This window comes from Photobacterium sp. DNB23_23_1 (genome assembly GCF_052873815.1).
This window is the reverse complement of sequence record NZ_JBNNXT010000003.1, coordinates 101,981-121,579: the sequence shown is the minus strand read 5'-3', so window position 1 is coordinate 121,579 and position 19,599 is coordinate 101,981. Positions and strand designations below refer to the sequence as shown.

At 49.4% G+C, this 19,599-nt stretch carries 21 protein-coding genes; 10 read left to right on the top strand and 11 right to left on the bottom strand.

Annotated elements, in window-relative coordinates:
- Positions 1–108: 108 nt before the first annotated feature.
- From rfaD to ACVA53_RS03465, 4 genes are read left to right on the top strand one after another with little or no spacing between them, the layout of a single operon-like run.
- Complete coding sequence (rfaD, locus tag ACVA53_RS03480; RefSeq protein WP_446504506.1) at positions 109–1,065, top strand: ADP-glyceromanno-heptose 6-epimerase; 957 nt, start codon at positions 109–111, stop codon at positions 1,063–1,065.
- On the top strand, positions 1,066–2,016 hold the full coding sequence (gene lpxM / locus ACVA53_RS03475; protein ID WP_446504505.1) for a lauroyl-Kdo(2)-lipid IV(A) myristoyltransferase: 951 nt from the start codon (positions 1,066–1,068) through the stop codon (positions 2,014–2,016).
- Complete coding sequence (locus ACVA53_RS03470) at positions 1,988–3,238, top strand: O-antigen ligase family protein (protein ID WP_446504504.1); 1,251 nt, start codon at positions 1,988–1,990, stop codon at positions 3,236–3,238. The genes lpxM and ACVA53_RS03470 overlap by 29 nt, the downstream gene beginning before the upstream one ends.
- Before the next feature lie 2 nt (positions 3,239–3,240).
- Positions 3,241–4,080 (top strand): glycosyltransferase family 2 protein, encoded by an 840-nt coding sequence (locus tag ACVA53_RS03465; protein WP_446504503.1) that lies wholly within the window; start codon positions 3,241–3,243, stop codon positions 4,078–4,080.
- A gap of 233 nt (positions 4,081–4,313) precedes the next feature.
- Here ACVA53_RS03465 and ACVA53_RS03460 read toward each other — a convergent pair whose 3' ends face one another.
- Entirely contained in the window at positions 4,314–5,417 is a 1,104-nt protein-coding gene (locus ACVA53_RS03460) for a glycosyltransferase (protein WP_255040330.1), read from the bottom strand.
- Positions 5,418–5,494: 77 nt separating this feature from the next.
- Positions 5,495–6,550, bottom strand: a complete 1,056-nt coding sequence (locus ACVA53_RS03455) for a CDP-glycerol--glycerophosphate glycerophosphotransferase (protein ID WP_446504502.1) — start codon at positions 6,548–6,550, stop codon at positions 5,495–5,497.
- Positions 6,551–6,690: 140 nt separating this feature from the next.
- On the opposite strand from ACVA53_RS03455, the gene waaA reads away from it, so the two are divergent.
- A complete protein-coding gene (gene waaA, locus ACVA53_RS03450) occupies positions 6,691–7,977 on the top strand; it encodes a lipid IV(A) 3-deoxy-D-manno-octulosonic acid transferase (protein ID WP_446504501.1) in 1,287 nt (428 codons plus the stop codon).
- 35 nt (positions 7,978–8,012) lie between these two features.
- Here the strand turns inward: waaA and ACVA53_RS03445 are convergent, their stop codons facing one another.
- Positions 8,013–8,717: a 3-deoxy-D-manno-octulosonic acid kinase gene (locus ACVA53_RS03445; RefSeq protein WP_446504500.1), complete on the bottom strand. Its 705-nt coding sequence runs from the start codon at positions 8,715–8,717 to the stop codon at positions 8,013–8,015.
- A gap of 91 nt (positions 8,718–8,808) precedes the next feature.
- On the opposite strand from ACVA53_RS03445, the gene ACVA53_RS03440 reads away from it, so the two are divergent.
- The gene (locus tag ACVA53_RS03440) at positions 8,809–9,846 is read left to right on the top strand and encodes a glycosyltransferase family 9 protein (protein WP_446504499.1); all 1,038 of its coding nucleotides are present in this window, start codon (positions 8,809–8,811) and stop codon (positions 9,844–9,846) included.
- A gap of 27 nt (positions 9,847–9,873) precedes the next feature.
- Positions 9,874–10,359: a pantetheine-phosphate adenylyltransferase gene (coaD, locus tag ACVA53_RS03435; RefSeq protein WP_446504498.1), complete on the top strand. Its 486-nt coding sequence runs from the start codon at positions 9,874–9,876 to the stop codon at positions 10,357–10,359.
- Between the two features lie 69 nt (positions 10,360–10,428).
- On the opposite strand, the gene ACVA53_RS03430 is transcribed toward coaD, so the two are convergent.
- The 6 genes from ACVA53_RS03430 to radC all read right to left on the bottom strand — a co-directional run bounded on the left by ACVA53_RS03430 (position 10,429) and on the right by radC (position 14,400).
- Positions 10,429–11,436, bottom strand: coding sequence for an NAD-dependent epimerase (locus ACVA53_RS03430; protein WP_274124987.1), 1,008 nt, complete (start codon positions 11,434–11,436; stop codon positions 10,429–10,431).
- A gap of 179 nt (positions 11,437–11,615) precedes the next feature.
- Positions 11,616–12,425, bottom strand: a complete 810-nt coding sequence (gene mutM, locus ACVA53_RS03425; protein WP_255040323.1) for a bifunctional DNA-formamidopyrimidine glycosylase/DNA-(apurinic or apyrimidinic site) lyase — start codon at positions 12,423–12,425, stop codon at positions 11,616–11,618.
- A gap of 37 nt (positions 12,426–12,462) precedes the next feature.
- A complete protein-coding gene (locus ACVA53_RS03420; protein ID WP_446504497.1) occupies positions 12,463–12,948 on the bottom strand; it encodes a hypothetical protein in 486 nt (161 codons plus the stop codon).
- A 186-nt stretch (positions 12,949–13,134) separates the two neighbouring features.
- Positions 13,135–13,302, bottom strand: coding sequence for a 50S ribosomal protein L33 (rpmG, locus tag ACVA53_RS03415; protein ID WP_004405486.1), 168 nt, complete (start codon positions 13,300–13,302; stop codon positions 13,135–13,137).
- A gap of 13 nt (positions 13,303–13,315) precedes the next feature.
- The gene (gene rpmB / locus ACVA53_RS03410; RefSeq protein WP_107349761.1) at positions 13,316–13,552 is read right to left on the bottom strand and encodes a 50S ribosomal protein L28; all 237 of its coding nucleotides are present in this window, start codon (positions 13,550–13,552) and stop codon (positions 13,316–13,318) included.
- 173 nt (positions 13,553–13,725) lie between these two features.
- Complete coding sequence (gene radC / locus ACVA53_RS03405) at positions 13,726–14,400, bottom strand: RadC family protein (RefSeq protein ID WP_446504496.1); 675 nt, start codon at positions 14,398–14,400, stop codon at positions 13,726–13,728.
- Between the two features lie 281 nt (positions 14,401–14,681).
- Here radC and coaBC point away from each other — a divergent pair, with 281 nt between their 5' ends.
- A complete protein-coding gene (gene coaBC / locus ACVA53_RS03400; protein ID WP_255040319.1) occupies positions 14,682–15,899 on the top strand; it encodes a bifunctional phosphopantothenoylcysteine decarboxylase/phosphopantothenate--cysteine ligase CoaBC in 1,218 nt (405 codons plus the stop codon).
- Between the two features lie 193 nt (positions 15,900–16,092).
- Entirely contained in the window at positions 16,093–16,710 is a 618-nt protein-coding gene (slmA, locus tag ACVA53_RS03395) for a nucleoid occlusion factor SlmA (RefSeq protein ID WP_446504495.1), read from the top strand.
- A gap of 75 nt (positions 16,711–16,785) precedes the next feature.
- Here the strand turns inward: slmA and pyrE are convergent, their stop codons facing one another.
- A complete protein-coding gene (gene pyrE / locus ACVA53_RS03390) occupies positions 16,786–17,427 on the bottom strand; it encodes an orotate phosphoribosyltransferase (protein WP_107349756.1) in 642 nt (213 codons plus the stop codon).
- Between the two features lie 122 nt (positions 17,428–17,549).
- A complete protein-coding gene (gene rph, locus ACVA53_RS03385) occupies positions 17,550–18,266 on the bottom strand; it encodes a ribonuclease PH (RefSeq protein WP_255040317.1) in 717 nt (238 codons plus the stop codon).
- Positions 18,267–18,535: 269 nt separating this feature from the next.
- Between rph and ACVA53_RS03380 the strand changes: the two genes are divergently transcribed.
- The gene (locus tag ACVA53_RS03380; RefSeq protein ID WP_255040316.1) at positions 18,536–19,399 is read left to right on the top strand and encodes a YicC/YloC family endoribonuclease; all 864 of its coding nucleotides are present in this window, start codon (positions 18,536–18,538) and stop codon (positions 19,397–19,399) included.
- Positions 19,400–19,599: the final 200 nt, after the last annotated feature.

The window sequence follows — 19,599 nt, the reverse complement described above, 5'->3', positions numbered from 1 at the left end:
TTCTCACTTCTTTGCCCAGATCATTTGGCAATCTGCTAATACTATCATAAACATAATCTATAACAGCGGGTCTAACCCTTGTTATCCACCCTACAGACTGGAAGAGCCATGATTATAGTAACTGGTGGTGCCGGTATGATCGGCAGCAATCTTGTAAAAGCACTCAATGAGCAAGGCTGCAGTGACATTCTGGTAGTCGACAACCTCAAGGACGGCACCAAGTTCGCCAACCTGGTCGATTTGGATATTGCTGATTACATGGACAAAGAAGACTTCATCACCCAGATCATGGCGGGTGACGACTTCGGTCCAATCGATGCGGTATTCCATCAGGGTGCCTGCTCATCCACTACCGAGTGGGACGGCAAGTACATGATGCTCAACAACTACGAGTACTCCAAAGAGCTACTGCATTACTGCCTCGAGCGAAGTATTCCGTTTTTGTATGCCTCCTCCGCCGCAACCTACGGTGGTCGTGACCACGACTTTATCGAAGAGCGCCAATACGAGGGTGCACTCAACGTCTACGGATACTCCAAACAGTTGTTCGACAACTATGTCCGCCGTCTGTGGCAAGATGCCGAAGAGCACGGTGAAACCCTATCGCAAATCACTGGCTTCCGTTACTTCAATGTCTATGGACCTCGCGAACAGCACAAAGGCAGCATGGCCTCGGTCGCCTTCCACCTCAATAACCAGATCAATCAAGGTAACAACCCGAAACTGTTCGAGGGTTCAGATAACCTCAAACGCGATTTTGTCTTTGTCGGCGATGTCTGCAAGGTCAACCTGTGGTTCTGGCAGAATAGCATCTCGGGGATCTACAACTGTGGTACCGGCCAGGCCGAACCTTTCAGCGAGGTCGCCAAGGCGGTGATCAAGCATCACGGTAAGGGGGAGGTCGAAGAAGTCCCTTTCCCTGATCATCTGAAAGGCCGCTACCAAGCCTTTACCGAAGCCGACTTGACCAAATTACGGGCCGCCGGCTATACCGACACCTTCAAGTCTGTCGCCGAAGGCGTGGCCGACTACATGGCAACCATCAACCAAGCACCAAAACACTAGATGAAAGACCACTACGATAAAAAAGCCTACAACCCAGAGTTCAACTGGGCATTCCTGCACCCAAAATACTGGGGAACCTGGTTGGCCGTCGCGATCGCCGCGCTACTGTGCTTGCTGCCACACCGCACCCGTCGTGCCATGGCGAGCGCATTTGCCAAACGCGCGGTGGCGTTCAACAGCAAAGCCAACCGCCGCGCCCGGGTAAACCTGCAAATGTGTTTTCCCGACAAAAGCGAAGAAGAGCGAGAAGCAATGCTGCTCGAAAGCTACATTACCGCCGGCAGTTTTCTGATGGGGTTCGCAGCGCTCAGCGTTCGCAACCGCCAGTGGCTGGAAGACAACACGGTTGTCCGAGGTGAAGAACACCTGACAGCATTGAAGGAAAATGGCGACAGTGCCATCTTGCTAGTGCCTCACACCTGGGCCATTGATATTCCAGCAGTTTTGCTTGCATCGCGCGGATTGCCCGTTTCGGCGATGGCGAAAAAGCAGAAAAATATCGTCTCTGACTGGTTAATGCATAAACAGCGTGTACAATACGGCGGCCGCGTTTACGAGCGCAGTGGCGGGATAAAACCCTTTATTAAGTCTATCCGCGAGGGCTATTTGGGCTACTATTTGCCAGATGAAGACTTGGGGGCCGAGCACAGTGTATTTGTCGACTTTTTCGCCACCACCAAGGCGACGATTGCCGGACTGGGCCGCCTAGCGAAGTTAAGCCGAGCCAAGATTGTCCCTTTGTACTCGATTTACAACAGCGAGACTGGAAAATACGAGATAGACATCTATCCACCGCTCTCACCGTTTCCGCTGGACACCGAGGAGCAGGACGCCCGCTTGATGAACCAGTGTATCGAGCAGTACGTCACCGAACGTCCTGAGCAGTACATGTGGATTTTACGTTTATTAAAGACCCGGCCTAATGGCGGGACCAATCCATACCGCAGTTAGTGTTGGAACAATGCAAAAAACAGTGAATTTTGATAAGAACTTGATTATACATTCAATCATTCTCTTACCGCTTTTTTGGGTTTTCAGTGGCGTCTTTGCTTTCGCAAATGGCGACAAGATACTCAATGTACTCGTGCCATTAGTTGTCATTGCCCGTATTTACTTTCTTGGGTACAAAGACATCCTAAGCAATATAAAACAAAACAAGCTCCTATGGCTCTTGGTCGCAAATCTGCTGTTTGCCATCGTCGCTTATTTTACTTACGGCGTTTCCTCTAGCCGCTTCAGGATCCTTAGCTTAAGTGTCCTATATCTTGCTATTCTTCCACCAAGTTACTTGGAGAAAATTACCTTCAAAAACTTAGTCTGGATCTTATCAGGTAGCCTTGTTGTATTTATGTTTATCCAGTACTTTGACGGATCATTATTCAGCAGAAGGAGTTGGTCAATAAACCCGATACGCATAGGCATTATCAGCGCCTTCTTGGCCAATGCAAACTTATACTTTGCTATTACTGAACAAGATAAAAAGCATAAGTCTATTGCTCTATTTTTTGCAATTATTGCACTCTTTCCATTAATTCTATCTGCCTCTAGAGGCCCATGGTTAGCATTCGGAGCTGGCTCTCTAATGCTCATAGCCCGTACTGTCAATTTAAAAGTACTGAATTATAAAGTCGTCTTAGGCTCCGTTCTTGTCCTTTTGTCTATCACTGTAATGCTAAAGCAGCCAATTGCAAAAAGGGTTGATAGAACCTTATATGAAGTTCAACAAATTCAGTCTAACAACATGGAAACCTCTATTGGCTTGCGGCTGCAAATGTGGAAAGCCGGTGTCGAGATCATTAAATCTCACTGGTTGCTGGGTGTTGGCGATACTGGTCAGCAAGAAGTAAAAGAGCAAATGGCCAATGAGAACTTTATCTCACATAAAGCTGCTAGACATTCGCATTTGCACAACCAATGGATGGATGACTTAACCAGTTATGGTGTTTTCGGCCTTTTTGCTATATTACTTTTTGTTATATACCCTCTTTGCTCATCAAAGGGTACAGACAATAAAACACTGATCTGGGTATTGATCAGCGTTTACCTAACGGTCAGCTTGACGGATGTACCGCTTGAAAGATCCCATCCTTTCGTTTTTTATATATTTTGCATGTACATGCTACTTAGAAAACATGAAGTTATGAAAACAACAACTAGGAAAGAGTGTAAGTAACTATGAAGTTTATAGTAATTAGTGCTGTCTATAATATGTCAGAGCACCTTAAAAAAAATATAGACATATTAAAAGCGCAGACTTACACAAACTTCGAGGTGTATTTTGGTGATGACCTGTCTACCGACAATAGTTGTGAAGTCATTGAAGAAAACATTCGTGATGATGAACGTTTTCACTTGATACGTCATCAAAAAAAGCTGTATTCAATGGGCAACATTGCTGAAACCATCAAACTCGCTCAGCCTGATGACGATGATGTTATTGTATTGATTGATGGGGATGATTCTCTTGCTGGTACGGGTTCATTTGAGTGCCTGAGAAACACCTATGAGCAGCAACAATGTTTGATGACATTTGGTTCTTACACTGTTGACGGTAAGCGAGGTTCGAATTGCTCAGCCTATCCCGGCATTATCCATAAGCTCAACCTATTCCGTTATGTAAAGTGGCGAGCTAGCCACTTAAAGACATTCAAGCATTCATTATGGAAGCAAGTAAATCCATCATCTCTAACCCTGAGTGAAGAAGAAGTAAAAAGTACGCTTAATTTCTTCTTGTATACCGGCAGGTTCAGAGCTTGGCTTGAGTGCAAAAAAATTAAATATGAAGATCTAGTAACCGAAGACAAACAGTATGTTAGGCGATGCAGTGATAAGTACTTAACCTCACCGCTGTTGGAAATGGCGGGAGAGGAAGCACATTATCTCGATGACATACTCTATCATTACTTAGGCCCCCAAGGACCACACAACTTCGGCAACAGCAGCAAGAAATGGTCTCAACGCTTATTGCGCCAAGCGGTAAAGCTAAAACCTAGATACAAGAAAATGACTAAGTGATTAAAACGACTAATTACATAGAGTGAAAAAGAGGGAGCAAGCGCTCCCTCTTTTATATAGTGTGTAATACCAACCTACATAAATATTTGATCAGTCTTGCAGGTTAAAATCGCTGTTCTCTGCGTTAAATATTTTGTAATCAGAGCAACTAGTTACTGCAATATCTGCCTTGATAACAACGATTTTTCCAGTGCAAATACTTGATCAACGACTTATCCAGATTGGTATAAGCTCTAGCTAAGCAACTCTTTGTAGCATTTTAGTGTTGCCTCAACACCCTGCTCTACGTTGAATTTATCAATAACTCGCTGTTTGGCAGCCACGCCATATTGCTTACACAACTGACGGTCGTTATATAGCTTAAGTATTGCATCGGCCAAGGCTTCTGCATCACTGGGTGGAACCACAATTCCGGTTTCACCATCCGCCACTAACTCTGCATTACCACCAGTATCAGACACAATGGAAGGGACGCTATAAGAGTTTGCTTCCAGCACTGCACGACATAGCCCTTCTCGTTTAGTTGTTGGAAGGATAGTGAGATCTGATGACGCAGCCACTTCTGGAGCATCTTCACGATAACCCAAGGCATGAACCCTCGCAGGCTTTCCACTGCGGGCTATCATCTGCTGAATTTTCTCCGACTTAGGGTCAGCACCAACAAGCAGAACATCAATATTGATATCATCTGGCAATAATTTCATCGCATCCATCAATACATGCAGACCTTTTCTTGGCCTTAAGTTCGCCACTAAAGATAACTTAAAGCTATCTTCAGGCAGGTTGAGATGATCCAAGTTAGCAGGCGGGTTTTGGTACCAAGATTGATCATGGCCTTTATAAACAGTGACAGCCTTACCCTTATCCCCCCAGATATAATTTTGCAGGTCGACCTCAATCGCCTTGGCAACACAAATAATTTTATCTAAGCGAGGATTTAGCATAGTTAAATAGCTCGTCGGATCAAATCGACTAATATTGCCTGTCTGCCCACGGTAAGCAATGACCTTAGCTTTTGTGCCAATCGCAGCAAAACACCCATTCGAGCAAGCAATATTGTTATAAAGGTGCAGAATTTGAATATCGTTTTCAGTGATATACTTGCGAATTGCCCTAATGGTATCAATGCTCACTTTCTTGTCTAAAGGATCGGTTACCACCTTGACCCCTTCGGCTTCAAGGAAAGGGATCAAGGTCGATCCGGGATTGCACATCACAGTGACATCAACCAGTCCTGATTTGTGCATACCTATTATCTGAGACGCTTCAGGACGAATAGGGTTGATGTTTTTTCTTCCATGGTGTGTCACCGCTAGAACTTTAATTTTCTGACTCATCTCAAATTACCATATCTATACAATACTGAATTGCACTCACACAACAACGTTACCAAACGATTATTCGACTATGAGCCCTACAATTTCCAGTAGCTTAGTTTCTTCCGCATCTTGAATTGACGCAGCAAATTAAGCGGTTTGGGTTTAAGCCCCGCCCTACCATCAGCCAACATCTGATTTGCAGCTGCCAATACACGTAAACTTGATTGGCCATCCCTATAAGGGTGTAGCTCCTGACAGTATTGCTCAATTTCAGCCATCAGTGCCGCTGGGCGCTGCAAAGCTTGCTCCAGAGCCGATTCAACCTGCTCAACATCAGTGACATTCAATAAATGCCCACTCGGGATCTGGTTACGAAATGTGACTACCGGTTTACGCTGCAATAAAAACATTAGCAAAATCGAAGACGTATCACACAGCATCACATCCGCTGCTTGTAGCAAAGGAAGAACATTATCTGTCTCGACAAACTGCAAATTCTCGTTTTGCAGTTGTTTGTATTGCTCAACAATGGCTGGATCCATTTTCGGGTGGAATTGAATTAACCAGCGCCATTTACCTGCTGCCGCTAGTCCCTTAATTTTATCGAAAAGCACAGGCGCACAAGTCAAGTTACGGGAAAAAGTCGAGCACATGAGTACTGTCGGCCGCTCATCGTCAGGCGCTTTATAAGGGTTATCGATGATGGGTGAAAACAACGGATCCAACGCCGGCCACCCTGTTTGGGCAACCCGGAAATAGCCATGCTCTAAAGCCAATTGTTCGAAACGCTCAGTCGTGTTTGGCCCCTGAGTGCAATACAGATCAAAGCACCCTCTAATTTGAAAGTGGCCATTACGAGCTCTTTTTCCAGAGTTAAAACCATGAAACACACCGACTTTAATACCAGGAATAAAACTTGGAACCACATTCCCTGGGACAAAGACGATATCCGGCCGCCAAGCTTTTACAGCCTCTACCGACGTCAGTAGCGTTTCATCTGCTTTGATATAGCTAGGGTCTGCTTCATTCCCTTCAATAAACCAGCGAACGTCACCACCCTGTTCACGTATCGTAGCCTGCAGCGGACGCAGCATGGCATAAGAATAATTCTGAGCAACATACATTAAATAGCGCTTGCTCTGATGGCTCACAGCTTCACCCTCGGCGTCAAATTACAAAAAATAATATGCATTCTATCCCAATCAATAGAAAGATTGGGAAATATCCCTATCTGTTATCAAGCATATATCCCGTTATAATAGGCAGATAATCCAAGACCACAAGCTATCGTATGTTTATCAGAGCCCTGTACACTTTGCTGCTGGCAACGGCATCTCCATTGCTATTGTTTGGCCTCTACCGCCGTCGACCCAACAAACCCGCTTTTGGGCCGCGCTGGAAAGAACATTTCGGCTTTACGTCACCACTAACAACAAATGGCACCCGACCCATTTGGATTCATGCGGTCTCTGTCGGTGAATCTATTGCTGCCATCCCGGTGATTAAAGCCATCAAAGCCCAGAACCCAGAGCAAACTATCGTCGTCACCACGACCACCAGCACCGGGGCTGAGCAAATCGGTAAGCTAGGTAATTTGGTTGAGCACCGCTACATGCCGATTGATTTTGCTTGGTGTGTCAGAGGGTTCCTACAAGCTGTCCGTCCATCGGCTCTGCTGATCATGGAAACAGAATTATGGCCCAATACCCTAGCCACCGTTCACCACACGGGGGTCCCGGTGATTGTAATGAATGCCCGCCTGTCAGCGCGTTCAGCCAAGCGGTACGCCAAGTTCCAGCCTGTGTTCAATATGATAGCACCCAACCTTAGCCACCTACTGTGCCTGCACCAAGACGATGCCGAGCGTTTTGCTGGTTTGGGGATCCCAACAAGCCGCCTGAGCGTCACCGGTTCGGTCAAATTCGATATACAGATAGAGCCCGCCTTGCTTGAACAGTCCCAGCAGCTTCGCCAGCAACTGGGAGAGTCGCGACCAGTATGGATTGCCGCCAGCACCCACAAAGGAGAAGACGAGCAAATTCTCAAGGCGTTCAAGGCCGTCAAACAATACCACCCCAAATGCCTGCTGATATTGGTACCACGCCACCCGGAGCGCTTCGACAGCGTTGCTGAATTGTGTCTGTCACAGCAGCTAAACTGTGTTCGCCGCACTTCAGCACAAAACGTCGATGACACAACTGATGTCTATCTGGCCGATACCATGGGGGAAATGTTGCTATTGATGGGGGCTGCCGATGTCACCGTAATGTGCGGCAGTTTGATCGGCGATAAGGTTGGCGGCCATAATATGCTTGAGCCTGCTGCTCTGGCGAAGCCTGTACTAACCGGGCCGAGCTACTACAACTTTACCGATATTACCCAACAGCTCGAAGCTGCCGGTGCATTAGAGGTTTGCGATAGCGCCAAACAGATAGGCAAGCGCCTAACTGCTCTGTTGTCCGATCCAGAACAATGCCAGCATATGGGTAAGGCCGCAATTGAAGTCGTACAGCAAAACCAAGGGGCCGTGGCCAAAACACTGGCAGTGATTGGCAAGCAGCTTTCAGACAATAGTTAGAGTCGTTAAGCACCCGCAGCCATCAGCCGAATAAATCAGTCAGCCTGATAGCCGCTCAATAACCATTGCCAGCATTGTGATTCAAACTTGATCCCCCGCTTGCCTTGCTCTTTGACAAAAGATCGGTGCAGGCGGGACAGGTTATCTTCCTTCCAGCTCTCCCCCTCTTTTTCATAGCACTTATCAAAATCAATTAACCAGACCTGCTGCTGGCCATCTAGCAAGATGTTGTGGCTGTTGAGATCGGTATGGCAAACTTGGAGGTCGTGCATCTTTCTGACCATAGCCCCTATCGACCGCCAGTTTTCTTCCTGTAAGGCGACACGCTCCAACAGCGCGACTAAGTCTTTTGCGTCAGGCACTTTTTCCACCAAGAGGTCGGCTCGGTACGTCAGCCCCTGTTTGGTCGCACGGGCGGCCACCGGACGCGGTACTCGTACCCCACCACAGGCTAGCTTATCAAGCAGTTGGAACTCCTCGGCACTGCGGGTTTTCTCCCACCCGGCAAACCAATAAGCATCCTTGACCAGTTTGCCGAACAATCCGCCGCGGCGATAATGGCGCAATGCCATCTCTATGCGTTTGCCTTTGACAAACCATGTCGTCCCGCGGCCCTGGGCCGAGCCAATGACCAAATCTTGTTGCTGCCAGAAAGCCGGGTCGAAGCATTGCTGCGGATCTTCAGCCAATAATTCAGGGGCAAACCAGATCCTCTGGTTACTGCTTGTTATTTCTTGCACGCTTTATCTCCAAGCTTGAGGGACAGAGTATTTTACAATCACTTACCTGAACTGCATAATTTCATCTCTGATTGATTAACAGGACTTTGTCATGGCGTTATTTACCACCCCGCCACGCTCAATTTGTATTCTTAGGCTATCTGCCATCGGCGATGTCTGCCACGCCATTTCAGTCGTGCAGGCTATTCAGGCCCATTGGCCGTCAACCAAGATCACTTGGGTTAGCGGAAAAATCGAAGCCCAGCTGATCGGCGATCTGCCCGGCATCAAGGTTGTGGTATTTGACAAGAAAGCCGGATGGGCCGGTATGAAAGCCGTATGGCAAGCACTTAAGGGCCAAAAGTTTGATGCCCTATTGCATATGCAAGCCGCCATTCGCGCCAGCGCCCTGTCGCTCGGGATCAAGGCAAGATACCGCATCGGCTTTGGCAAAAACCGCACCAAAGAAGGACAGTGGCTATTCACCAACCGTCACTTACCGCATACCGAAAGCTTCCATGTGCTGGATAACTTTGCTGATTTTGCCCGCTACCTTGGCGTCCCTTTCGAGACCCCACACTGGCACATTCCACTGAGTGATGATGACAGAGCCTTTGCGGCGCAGCATATCAATGGCAGGCCGACTCTTATCATCTCGCCAGCCGCGAGCAAGGACGAGCGTAACTGGCTGACCGAGCGTTATGCCCAACTTGCCGACTATGCCACAGAGAAAGGGATGCAAATCATACTGTGTGGATCGCCAGCCCCGCGCGAAATCGCCTTGGGTGAGGCGATCAGCCAGCACTGCCAACATGCACCGATTAACATGATCGGCAAAACCAGCCTCAAACAGCTGACAGCCCTGTTGGGCGCCGCCACTGTCGTGGTTGCCCCGGATACCGGTCCGGCTCATTTGGCAACAACTCAGGGCACACCGGTGATTGGCCTGTATGCGCATAGTAACCCAAAGCGCACCGGCCCTTACAACAGCCTACAGTATGTCGCTAGCGCCTATGAACAACATGCCGAGCAGCAACACGGCAAGCCGGTAGCAAACCTGCCATGGGGCGCCCGGGCCAAAGGGGAAACCCTGATGCAAGACATCCAGCTAGATGATGTCACTGCCATCCTAGACCAACTTATTTCCTAATTTTGATTTTTCTAACTGGAACTCATTATGACAACCCGCGTTATCTACCCAGGCACGTTTGATCCGATCACCAACGGTCATCTCGACTTGATCGAGCGCGCTGCCGCTATGTTCGACCATGTTGTCGTCGGCATTGCCTTCAGCCCAAGCAAGAAACCACTGTTTGATCTCAAGGAGCGGGTAGAACTGGCCCAACAGATCACCCAGCACCTGCCGAACGTAGACATTGTTGGCTTCTCAGGTCTGCTGGTCGATTTTGCCAAAGAGTACCAAGCCAACATATTAGTACGTGGCTTGCGGGCTGTTTCGGATTTCGAGTTCGAATTCCAACTGGCCAACATGAACCGACGTCTGATGCCTGAACTGGAAACGGTATTCCTGACCCCGGCCGAAGAGAACTCTTTCATCTCATCGACCATCGTCAAGGAAGTCGCCCTGCATAAAGGCGATGTCAGTCAGTTCGTCGATCCGGTGATCTGCGACGCTCTACAAAAAAAACTCAGTAAGAAATAACTTTTACGGTAAAAAAGAAGGAGGCGTTCGCCTCCTTCTTTTTATCTTTGCCTATCTCGTCGTTAGCTATCAGCGCTGGTAGTAATCACGGTACCAATCAACAAAGGCTTTCACTCCTTCCCTGACCTTCACTTCCGGCTTGTAGCCTGTAACGTCGAACAGATCTTTGGTATCAGCATAGGTCGCATAGACATCGCCCGGCTGCATCGGCATGAAATTCTTTTTCGCTTCAATACCCAACGCATCTTCGAGCGCCTCGATGTAGTCCATCAGCTTCACAGGGCTACCATGGCCAATGTTAAACACGCGGTATGGGGCCGAGCTGGTTGCCGGTGTACCCGTTTCTACCGTCCAGTCTGGTGTTGTTTCTGGGATCTCATCTTGGATACGGATAATCCCTTCAACAATATCATCGATATAGGTGAAATCACGGCGCATATCACCGTTGTTGTACACATCGATCTCACGTCCCTCGATAATCGCATTGGTAAACTTGAACAATGCCATATCCGGACGCCCCCAAGGACCATACACGGTGAAAAAGCGCAGGCCCGTCGTCGGCACGCCGTATAAATGCGAGTAGGTGTGCGCCATCAGTTCATTCGATTTCTTGGTAGCAGCATACAAGGAGATCGGGTGATCGACACTGTCCGCGGTATCGAACGGCATTTTTTGGTTAAGGCCGTAGACCGAGCTCGAAGAGGCATACACCAAATGCTCAATATGATGATGGCGGCAGCCTTCGAGGATAGCCAAATGCCCGACAAGGTTACTGTCAGCATACGCCATTGGGTTATCGATCGAGTAACGCACACCGGCCTGAGCGGCAAGGTGGATCACCCGGTCAAATTTCTGCTCGGCGAACAAGTTTGCCATACCGTCACGGTCAGCCAGATCCAAAGCAATGAAAGTGAATTGCGGGTGGGCAACCCTGGCTAGCCGGGCTTCTTTTAGCGACACATCATAATAGTCATTGAGGTTATCAATCCCAACCACTTCATGTCCCATGGCACAAAGCCGCTCTACCACGGCACTTCCGATAAAGCCGGCGGCGCCGGTAACCAAATACTTCTTCATCTGCATAGACCTTACAAAACTGTACTCGTTATACATACTTAGTATAACGATGTGTGGCGGGATCATAGCACCCGCATGTAAACAGGGCTAGAGTCACCAGGCTAAAGCCGGTTCAAAATTCTTGACACTGATGTTCAGCCCTATTGAAACAACCTCGGAATAACAAGTTAAACGAGTCACTACTTCTGGCAATCACTGCAATAGACCGTGGCCCGCTGGCCAATTTTCACTTCGCTAAGTGGTTTATCACAGCGTGGGCAGGGCTCTCCTCCCTTGCCATAAACCTGAAGCTCCTGAGCAAAATAGCCCGGCTTGCCATCGGCATTTTTGAAATCTTTTAAGGTGGTACCGCCCTGCTTGATGGCAAAGGCCAACACCGATTTGATCTCATCGACCAGCAAGCCAAGCCGCTGGACAGAAATTTTACCGGCCTCACGCTTGGGATGGATCCCCGCGGCAAACAGCGACTCATTGGCATAAATATTACCGACACCCACAACAACATGGTTATCCATAATAAATTGCTTAACGGCAGTACGCTTGCCCTTGGCTTTATCTTGCAGGTAATCCACCGTAAAAGCCTCGCTCAACGGCTCTGGGCCCAATTTAGCCAAGACCGAATGCACATCCTCTCCGGACTGCCACAGCCAAGCCCCAAAGCGGCGAGGATCGTTATAACGCAAGATCTCACCACTCGACAGGCAAAGGTCGACATGGTCATGTTTTTCCGGTGGGATCCCAGACGGCAGAACCCGCAAACTGCCCGACATCCCCAAGTGGATAATGGCATAGCCGGCGTCAGTCTCGAGCATCAGATACTTGGCGCGACGGGTAACCCGGCGGATCACTTGCCCTTCAATTTGGCTGATCTCTTGCGGCACCGGCCAGCGCAGTTTGGGGTTGCGAACAATAATTTTGGTGACGGTCTGATTCGTAACATGGGGCGAAATCCCCATCCGGCTCACTTCAACTTCAGGTAATTCAGGCATGACATTCTCTATCTTGGCGATATTATTATGCTGTCAACTATAACACCGGCGGAAACAAATAGGCTGCTTCCACCGATACCGCCAACCATTCGCCCTGCCAGTTTTGCAATAACCAATATTGCGGCTGCTGGTAGACCGTGACCCTGACCGGCTCTTCCTGACCTGCAAGCCAAATCTCGACACTGCTTGGCGGTGGCAGGGTTGACTTGAGCTTACCGACCACCTCATTACTTATCGCCGTCCCCGTCAATGCCTGCCAATGACTGATCAATTGAGCGGCCGGCAGAGCAACCCGCGGACGGGCAACCCATTCACCGCCCTCTCGCTGGAGGCTGGTCTGGGGTAGATGCAACTGTTCAATAGTCGACTCGAAGGGCAGCAGCATCGCCATACCTGAGCCTTCTCGCGCCAAACCCTCTTGACCAAAACGCTGCTTAACAAGCTCAGGTAGCTGTACCACGGCGATAAAGCAGATCACAGCGATAATCATCACATTGTTCCAGCCACGGCGAGATAGCCTCATTGCGGCACTCCTTGAAAGCTAAATAGGAAGATATACCTAAAACTATACCGTTAAGGTACTAATAATGCAGGTGTAATGGCACGGGTAAAGGGAGGAGAAGGCGTTTTTGGGGTTGGTGTGGCAAATTTCAGGTATAAAAAAACCCAGTTAGAAAACTGGGTTTTTATCAAAAAAGTTATCAATCAATTACTTGATTTTCGCTTCTTTGTACATAACGTGCTTGCGAACTACAGGATCAAATTTCTTGATCTCGAATTTGCCTGGCATGTTACGTTTGTTTTTGTCGGTAGTGTAGAAGTGGCCTGTACCAGCAGATGATACTAGACGGATCTTCTCACGAATGCCTTTAGCCATTGTTCAAATCCTCTTAAACGTTCTCGCCGCGAGTACGCATATCAGTAAGAACGGCATCGATGCCTTTCTTATCAATGATACGCATACCTTTCGCAGAAAGGCGTAGTTTAACGAAGCGTTTTTCGCTTTCTACCCAGAAACGATGAGTTTGCAGGTTCGGCAGAAAACGACGCTTGGTGGCATTACGTGCGTGTGAACGGTTGTTACCCGTTACAGGACGCTTACCAGTTACTTGGCATACTCGGGACATTACTGTCTTCTCCAAATCGTTTCAGCTCGATATCTACCGTGGCTATTTCAATGTGAAAAGCAATTCTCACACATAACCACAGCTATCAAAGGTCGCGCATTATACTAAGTCAAAACCAGTTGCTCAAGTCCCGAGCAGTCCTTTCTCAACTTTTTAAGCAAAAAATGACGATTTTATAGCCATCCTCGCTCTGCAAAAGAAGTGATTTCTCCGTCACCGACAACAAAGTGATCCAGAACTCGAATATCCACCAACGCCAGTGCATCACTGATGCGACGGGTAATTCGGCGATCTGACTGACTTGGCTCTGCCACGCCTGACGGGTGATTATGCGCTAAAATGAGCGCGGCTGCATTAAGTTCTAGTGATCTTTTTACAACTTCCCTCGGATAAACGCTCGCAGCATCGATTGTTCCTTCGAAAAGTACCTCTCCATTGAGCACCCGATGCTGGTTATCAAGAAATAAAATATAAAACGCTTCACGGTGGCGATCGCGCAACACATGGCTGAGATAACGTCTTGTATGAGCAGGGCTTGTCAGCGCATCTTCCTTCTTGAGCGTCTCTTCAAAGTGACGCTGATTCATTTCCAAAACCGCTTGCAACTGGGCATATTTGGCCGGTCCTAGCCCTTTATATTGGCAAAACGTGGCTTTATCGGCTGCCAGCAGTGCCCGCAGCGAGCCAAACTTGTCCAGCAGCTCTGTCGCTAGTTCTATCGCATTCATCCCGGTAATACCGGTACGCAAGAAAATAGCGAGCAGTTCGGCATCCGATAAGGCCCCGGGGCCGCGATCCAATAACTTCTCCCTCGGCCGAGACTGCACCGGTAATAACTTGAGCGACATATCTACCTCCTGAAGCCTTAGCTAAGCTCCCTCCTCGGTATTAAGCAAGGTACGTCACTGTATCTCCTACCACCTGCACAAAAAAGCATGGTTGAGTTGCAATACCCGATACCAAGCTGCCAACTGGATCGCAACCCAAAAGCCTCATCCATAAGCCCTTAACAACAGCCCCACACCAAATTTGATCCCGAGCAAGGAAGCTGGCTTTTTTTGGTGACTACCAATTTTTGGTGGTAAGGTGTGGCGCATTAACATTCCGGATATCGAGAGCAGGCAATAAGATGCAAACTTTGGCAGGAAAAAAAATTCTCCTTGGGATCAGCGGCGGCATCGCGGCCTATAAATGTGCAGAGCTAACTCGTCGGCTCATTGAGCGCGGCGCACAGGTACAAGTCGTTATGACCAAGGCCGCCAAGGAGTTCATAACCCCGCTCACCATGCAGGCAGTCTCCGGCAGGCCGGTATCCGACAGTTTGCTGGATCCTGCAGCAGAGGCCTCAATGGGCCACATCGAGCTGGCCAAATGGGCCGACTTGGTGCTGCTTGCCCCGGCAACCGCTGATCTGATCGCACGTATGGCCGCAGGTATGGGCAACGACTTGCTCACCACCCTATGCTTGGCAACCGACTCGCCGATAGCTGTCGCCCCGGCAATGAACCAACAGATGTATCGCCATGCGGCCACCCAAGAAAACATTGCCACCCTCGCCCGGCGCGGCTGCCATATCTGGGGGCCAGCGAGCGGTGAACAGGCCTGTGGTGATGTCGGCCCGGGCCGGATGCTCGAACCAATGCAGCTGGTTCACTTGGCAGAAGACTTCTTTAAGCCAGCCGACCTCGGCGGTATGTCTCTGACTATAACTGCCGGCCCGACCCGTGAAGCCATTGACCCGGTTCGCTATCTGACTAATCACAGTTCCGGCAAGATGGGGTACGCGATTGCCGAAGCTGCGGCTAAACGTGGAGCCACCGTCACTCTTATCAGCGGCCCGACCAACTTGGCCACGCCCCATGGCGTGACCCGTATCAATATTGACAGCGCCGAGCAAATGCACCAGGCCGCACAGGAACATGCGCCAGCCAGTGATATATTCATCGGCTGCGCTGCCGTCGCCGATTTCCGCCCGGCAGAGGTTGCCGAGCAGAAAATGAAAAAGAAAGATGGTGAGGATGACATGGTGATCCGCTTGGTGAAAAACCCGGATATCATTGCCAGTATTGCCGCGCTTGAAGCTGGCCGCCCGTTCACTGTCGGCTTTGCGGCCGAGACCCAGGATGTCGAACAGTACGCTCGCAGTAAGCTGGCACGTAAACAACTTGATCTGATCTGTGCCAATGACGTGTCGAACGAAGGGCAAGGCTTCAACAGCGATCAAAATGCCCTGCACCTATATTGGCCAAAAGGTGATAAAGCCTTGCCGCTAGCCAATAAGGCAGAGCTTGGCACTCAGTTAATCGATGAAATAGTCGAACTATTCAAAGCTGGGCAACAAGATTAATTCCCACCGCCGGTGCTGAGGAATTAACCGAATAAGATCAAATATAAAGCCCAGCCCTTCAGGTTGGGCTTTTTTTGTCGATAAAGAGATCAGTATCGGCGGGCAATGCTTTTCACAACCGGATTACGCCGCTAAGATATGCGGGTTTCACCCTGTCCAATGACAGTCTTATTTTGAAAAGGAACGGTTATTCATGGCTGGCAACAAGAAAAACAACCGCCGCGAAGAAATTTTGCAAGCGCTGGCACAAATGTTGGAATCTGCCCAAGGCAGCCAACGTATTACAACCGCCAAGCTGGCAGCTCAGGTTGGTGTCTCAGAAGCCGCCCTCTACCGCCACTTCCCAAGCAAGGCGAGAATGTTCGAAGGGCTGATCGAGTTTATCGAAGACGCTATCACCACCCGAATCAACCGCATCCTCGATGATGAAAAAGACACCCTTCAACGCCTGCGCATGGTGCTGCAACTGATCCTCGGTTTTGCCGAGCGCAACCCGGGCCTGACCCGTATAATGACCGGTCACGCCCTGATGTTTGAACAAGACCGCCTTCAGGCTCGCATCAACCAGCTGTTTGAGCGTATCGAAACCCAGCTGCGACAGATCCTGCGTGAGCGCAAGCTGCGTGAAGGCAAAGGCTTCCCGGTTGACGAATCCATCTTAGCCGCCCAGCTTCTCGGTCAGGTTGAAGGCAGCCTCAACCGATTTGTCCGCTCAAACTTCAAGTATAAGCCGACGGCGAACTTCGACGATTACTGGCACCTTCTCAGTGCTGAACTGGGTCAAGAGCGGCGCGAAATCCTCGTTCCTTAATTAACAATTCAATAAAAAAGCGAGAGGTTTTCACCTCTCGCTTTATCCATAAACTACATTTTAGGTTCTTACACCTTAAACCCCGTATTCCGCACGGTAGGCCTTCACTGCTTCGAGGTGTTGCTCCATGCCATCCTGCTCTGCTAGGTAACTCACCACATCGCCCAGCGACACGATAGAGATCACTGCACAACCGAAGTCTCGTTCGACTTCCTGAATTGCCGACAGCTCGCCTTTGCCTTTTTCCTGACGGTCAATGGCAACCAGCACACCGGCCAAGTCAGCACCGTTGGCCTTGATGATTTCCATTGATTCACGGATCGCCGTACCGGCAGTGATCACGTCATCCACCAACATAATGCGGCCTTCCAGCGCACTACCGACCAAATTACCGCCTTCACCGTGAGCCTTGGCCTCTTTACGGTTGAAACAATAAGGGGTATCAACATCATGATGATCAGCCAATGCAACAGCCGTGGTGGTCGCAATTGGGATCCCCTTGTACGCAGGACCGAACAACACATCGTACTCGATACCTGCATCCACCAATGCCTCAGCATAGAAACGGCCTAGGCGTGCAAGATCACGTCCCGTATTGAACAAACCCGCATTGAAGAAGTACGGGCTCTTACGGCCGGATTTCAGAGTGAACTCACCAAACTTCAATACCCCTTTCTCCAAGGCAAATTCGATGAACTGACGCTGATATGCTTTCATGGTTTCTCCTTAATAGATGCAACTAGTCATTACTATTTAAATCAATGGCCCGGATCTCGCTTTCAGGCAAAGCGACATCCAAGCCAAAAAAAAGCGGCTCCAATAGGAACCGCTTCAAAAAATTAACTTTCCAGCGCCTGCTTCTGAATGCTGACGATATCGGCAATGCCGTCTTTGGCCAGAGCCAGCATGGCCAGCAATTCTTCGTGGCTAAAGGCTTCGCCCTCAGCAGTACCCTGGATCTCGATCATCTTACCTTCTTCGGTCATGACCACGTTCATGTCTGTTTCTGCCGCCGAGTCTTCGACATACTCCAGATCGCAAATCGCCTCACCGTTGTAGATACCGACAGAAACAGCCGCAACCATACCTTTAAGCGGACTGGCTTTCAGCGTCCCCTTTTCAAGCATATAGTTGATAGCGTCAACCAAGGCCACCATCGCACCGGTGATAGATGCAGTACGCGTACCGCCATCGGCCTGGATAACATCACAGTCTACCGTGATCATCTGCTCACCCAGCGCTTCCAAGTCAACTGCAGCACGCAGGCTACGAGCGATCAGGCGTTGGATTTCCATCGTACGACCACCCTGCTTACCACCAGCAGCTTCACGGCGATTGCGCGAGTGGGTTGCACGCGGCAGCATGCCATATTCAGCCGTCACCCAACCTTGACCTTTACCTTTTAGCCAGCGCGGCACATTCTCTTCCACACTTGCGGTACAAATCACCTTGGTATCACCAAATTCAACCAACACCGAACCTTCGGCATGGGCAGTAAAATTACGGGTAATAGTAATAGGACGAACTTGGTTGTTGCTTCTTCCGCTTGGACGCATCAGTGGCTTCCCTCTGGCTGGATGACATTAACCGGCGATTATAGCCACAACCAACCGGTTGTGCACGCGAAACCCAACCAGCATGGCTTTTCCCGTACCGAGTGCGGGCAGAGTCGGCATATACCCAAGTTACTTGGGTATATGCTTAAGGCTAAGTATACTCTTGGCATCCGGATAACTGCGCACCACCTCCACGTTATGACGGTGGCTTGCCACAAGCAACCCACCCAAAGCAGTTATCAACCACCACTATTAGAGGCCACTAGCCAATGATTCATAGCATGACCGCCTACGCCCGTCGCGAAGTTAAAGCCGATTGGGGTACTGCCGTATGGGAAATCCGCTCGGTAAACCAACGCTACCTAGAAACTTACCTACGTATGCCAGAGCAGTTTCGCAGCCTAGAGCCTGTTCTGCGTGAGCGTTTCCGCAAGCGCCTGGCCCGCGGCAAGGTTGAATGCAACCTGCGCTTCGAAGTAAACCCAGCCACCAATACCGAGCTGAAAATTAATGAAGATCTGGCCAAGCAGGTGATCAATGCCGCCAAGTGGGTAAAAGAGACTGCCGGTGAAGGTAATGTTGGCCCGTTCCAGGTATTGAACTGGCCGGGTGTGATGGAAGCGCCAGAGCAAGATCTCGATGCTATCAACAAAGATTTGCTCAGTGCATTTGACAGCACGGTTGATGACTTCATCGCTGCCCGTGCTAGCGAAGGCGAGAACATGAAGGCGCTTATCGACCAACGTCTTGAAGCGATTTCAGTGGAAGCAACCAAGGTTCGCAGCATGATGCCAGAAGTCATTAAGTGGCAGCGTGAACGCATCATGACCCGCCTAGAAGAAGCCAAGGTAGAGCTTGATGCTAACCGCATCGAGCAAGAGCTGATCATGCTGGCGCAAAAGAGCGACGTAGCCGAAGAGCTGGATCGCCTTGACTCGCACGTCAAAGAAACCCAGAAGATCATGAAAAAAGGCGGTGCCTGTGGCCGTCGCCTCGACTTCATGATGCAGGAATTCAACCGCGAGTCGAACACCCTGGCCTCAAAATCAATCAACACCGAGATCACCGCAGCCGCCGTTGAGCTAAAAGTGCTTATCGAGCAGATGCGCGAACAAATTCAAAACATCGAGTAAAGCCCCCGCTATACTCACCGAACACCAAAAGCCCTGTTAATGAAACAAGGGCTTTTTTTGGTTAGCGCACAGCGCAAGTTCGCAGCTCGCCTTCTCTTCATCGCACGATGTTGAGAACAATTAAATATTCTCGCCCCCCACATGTGTGATACATAATATAAACAGCTGAGCAACAACCAGTGACAGTACTCAGCGCTTAA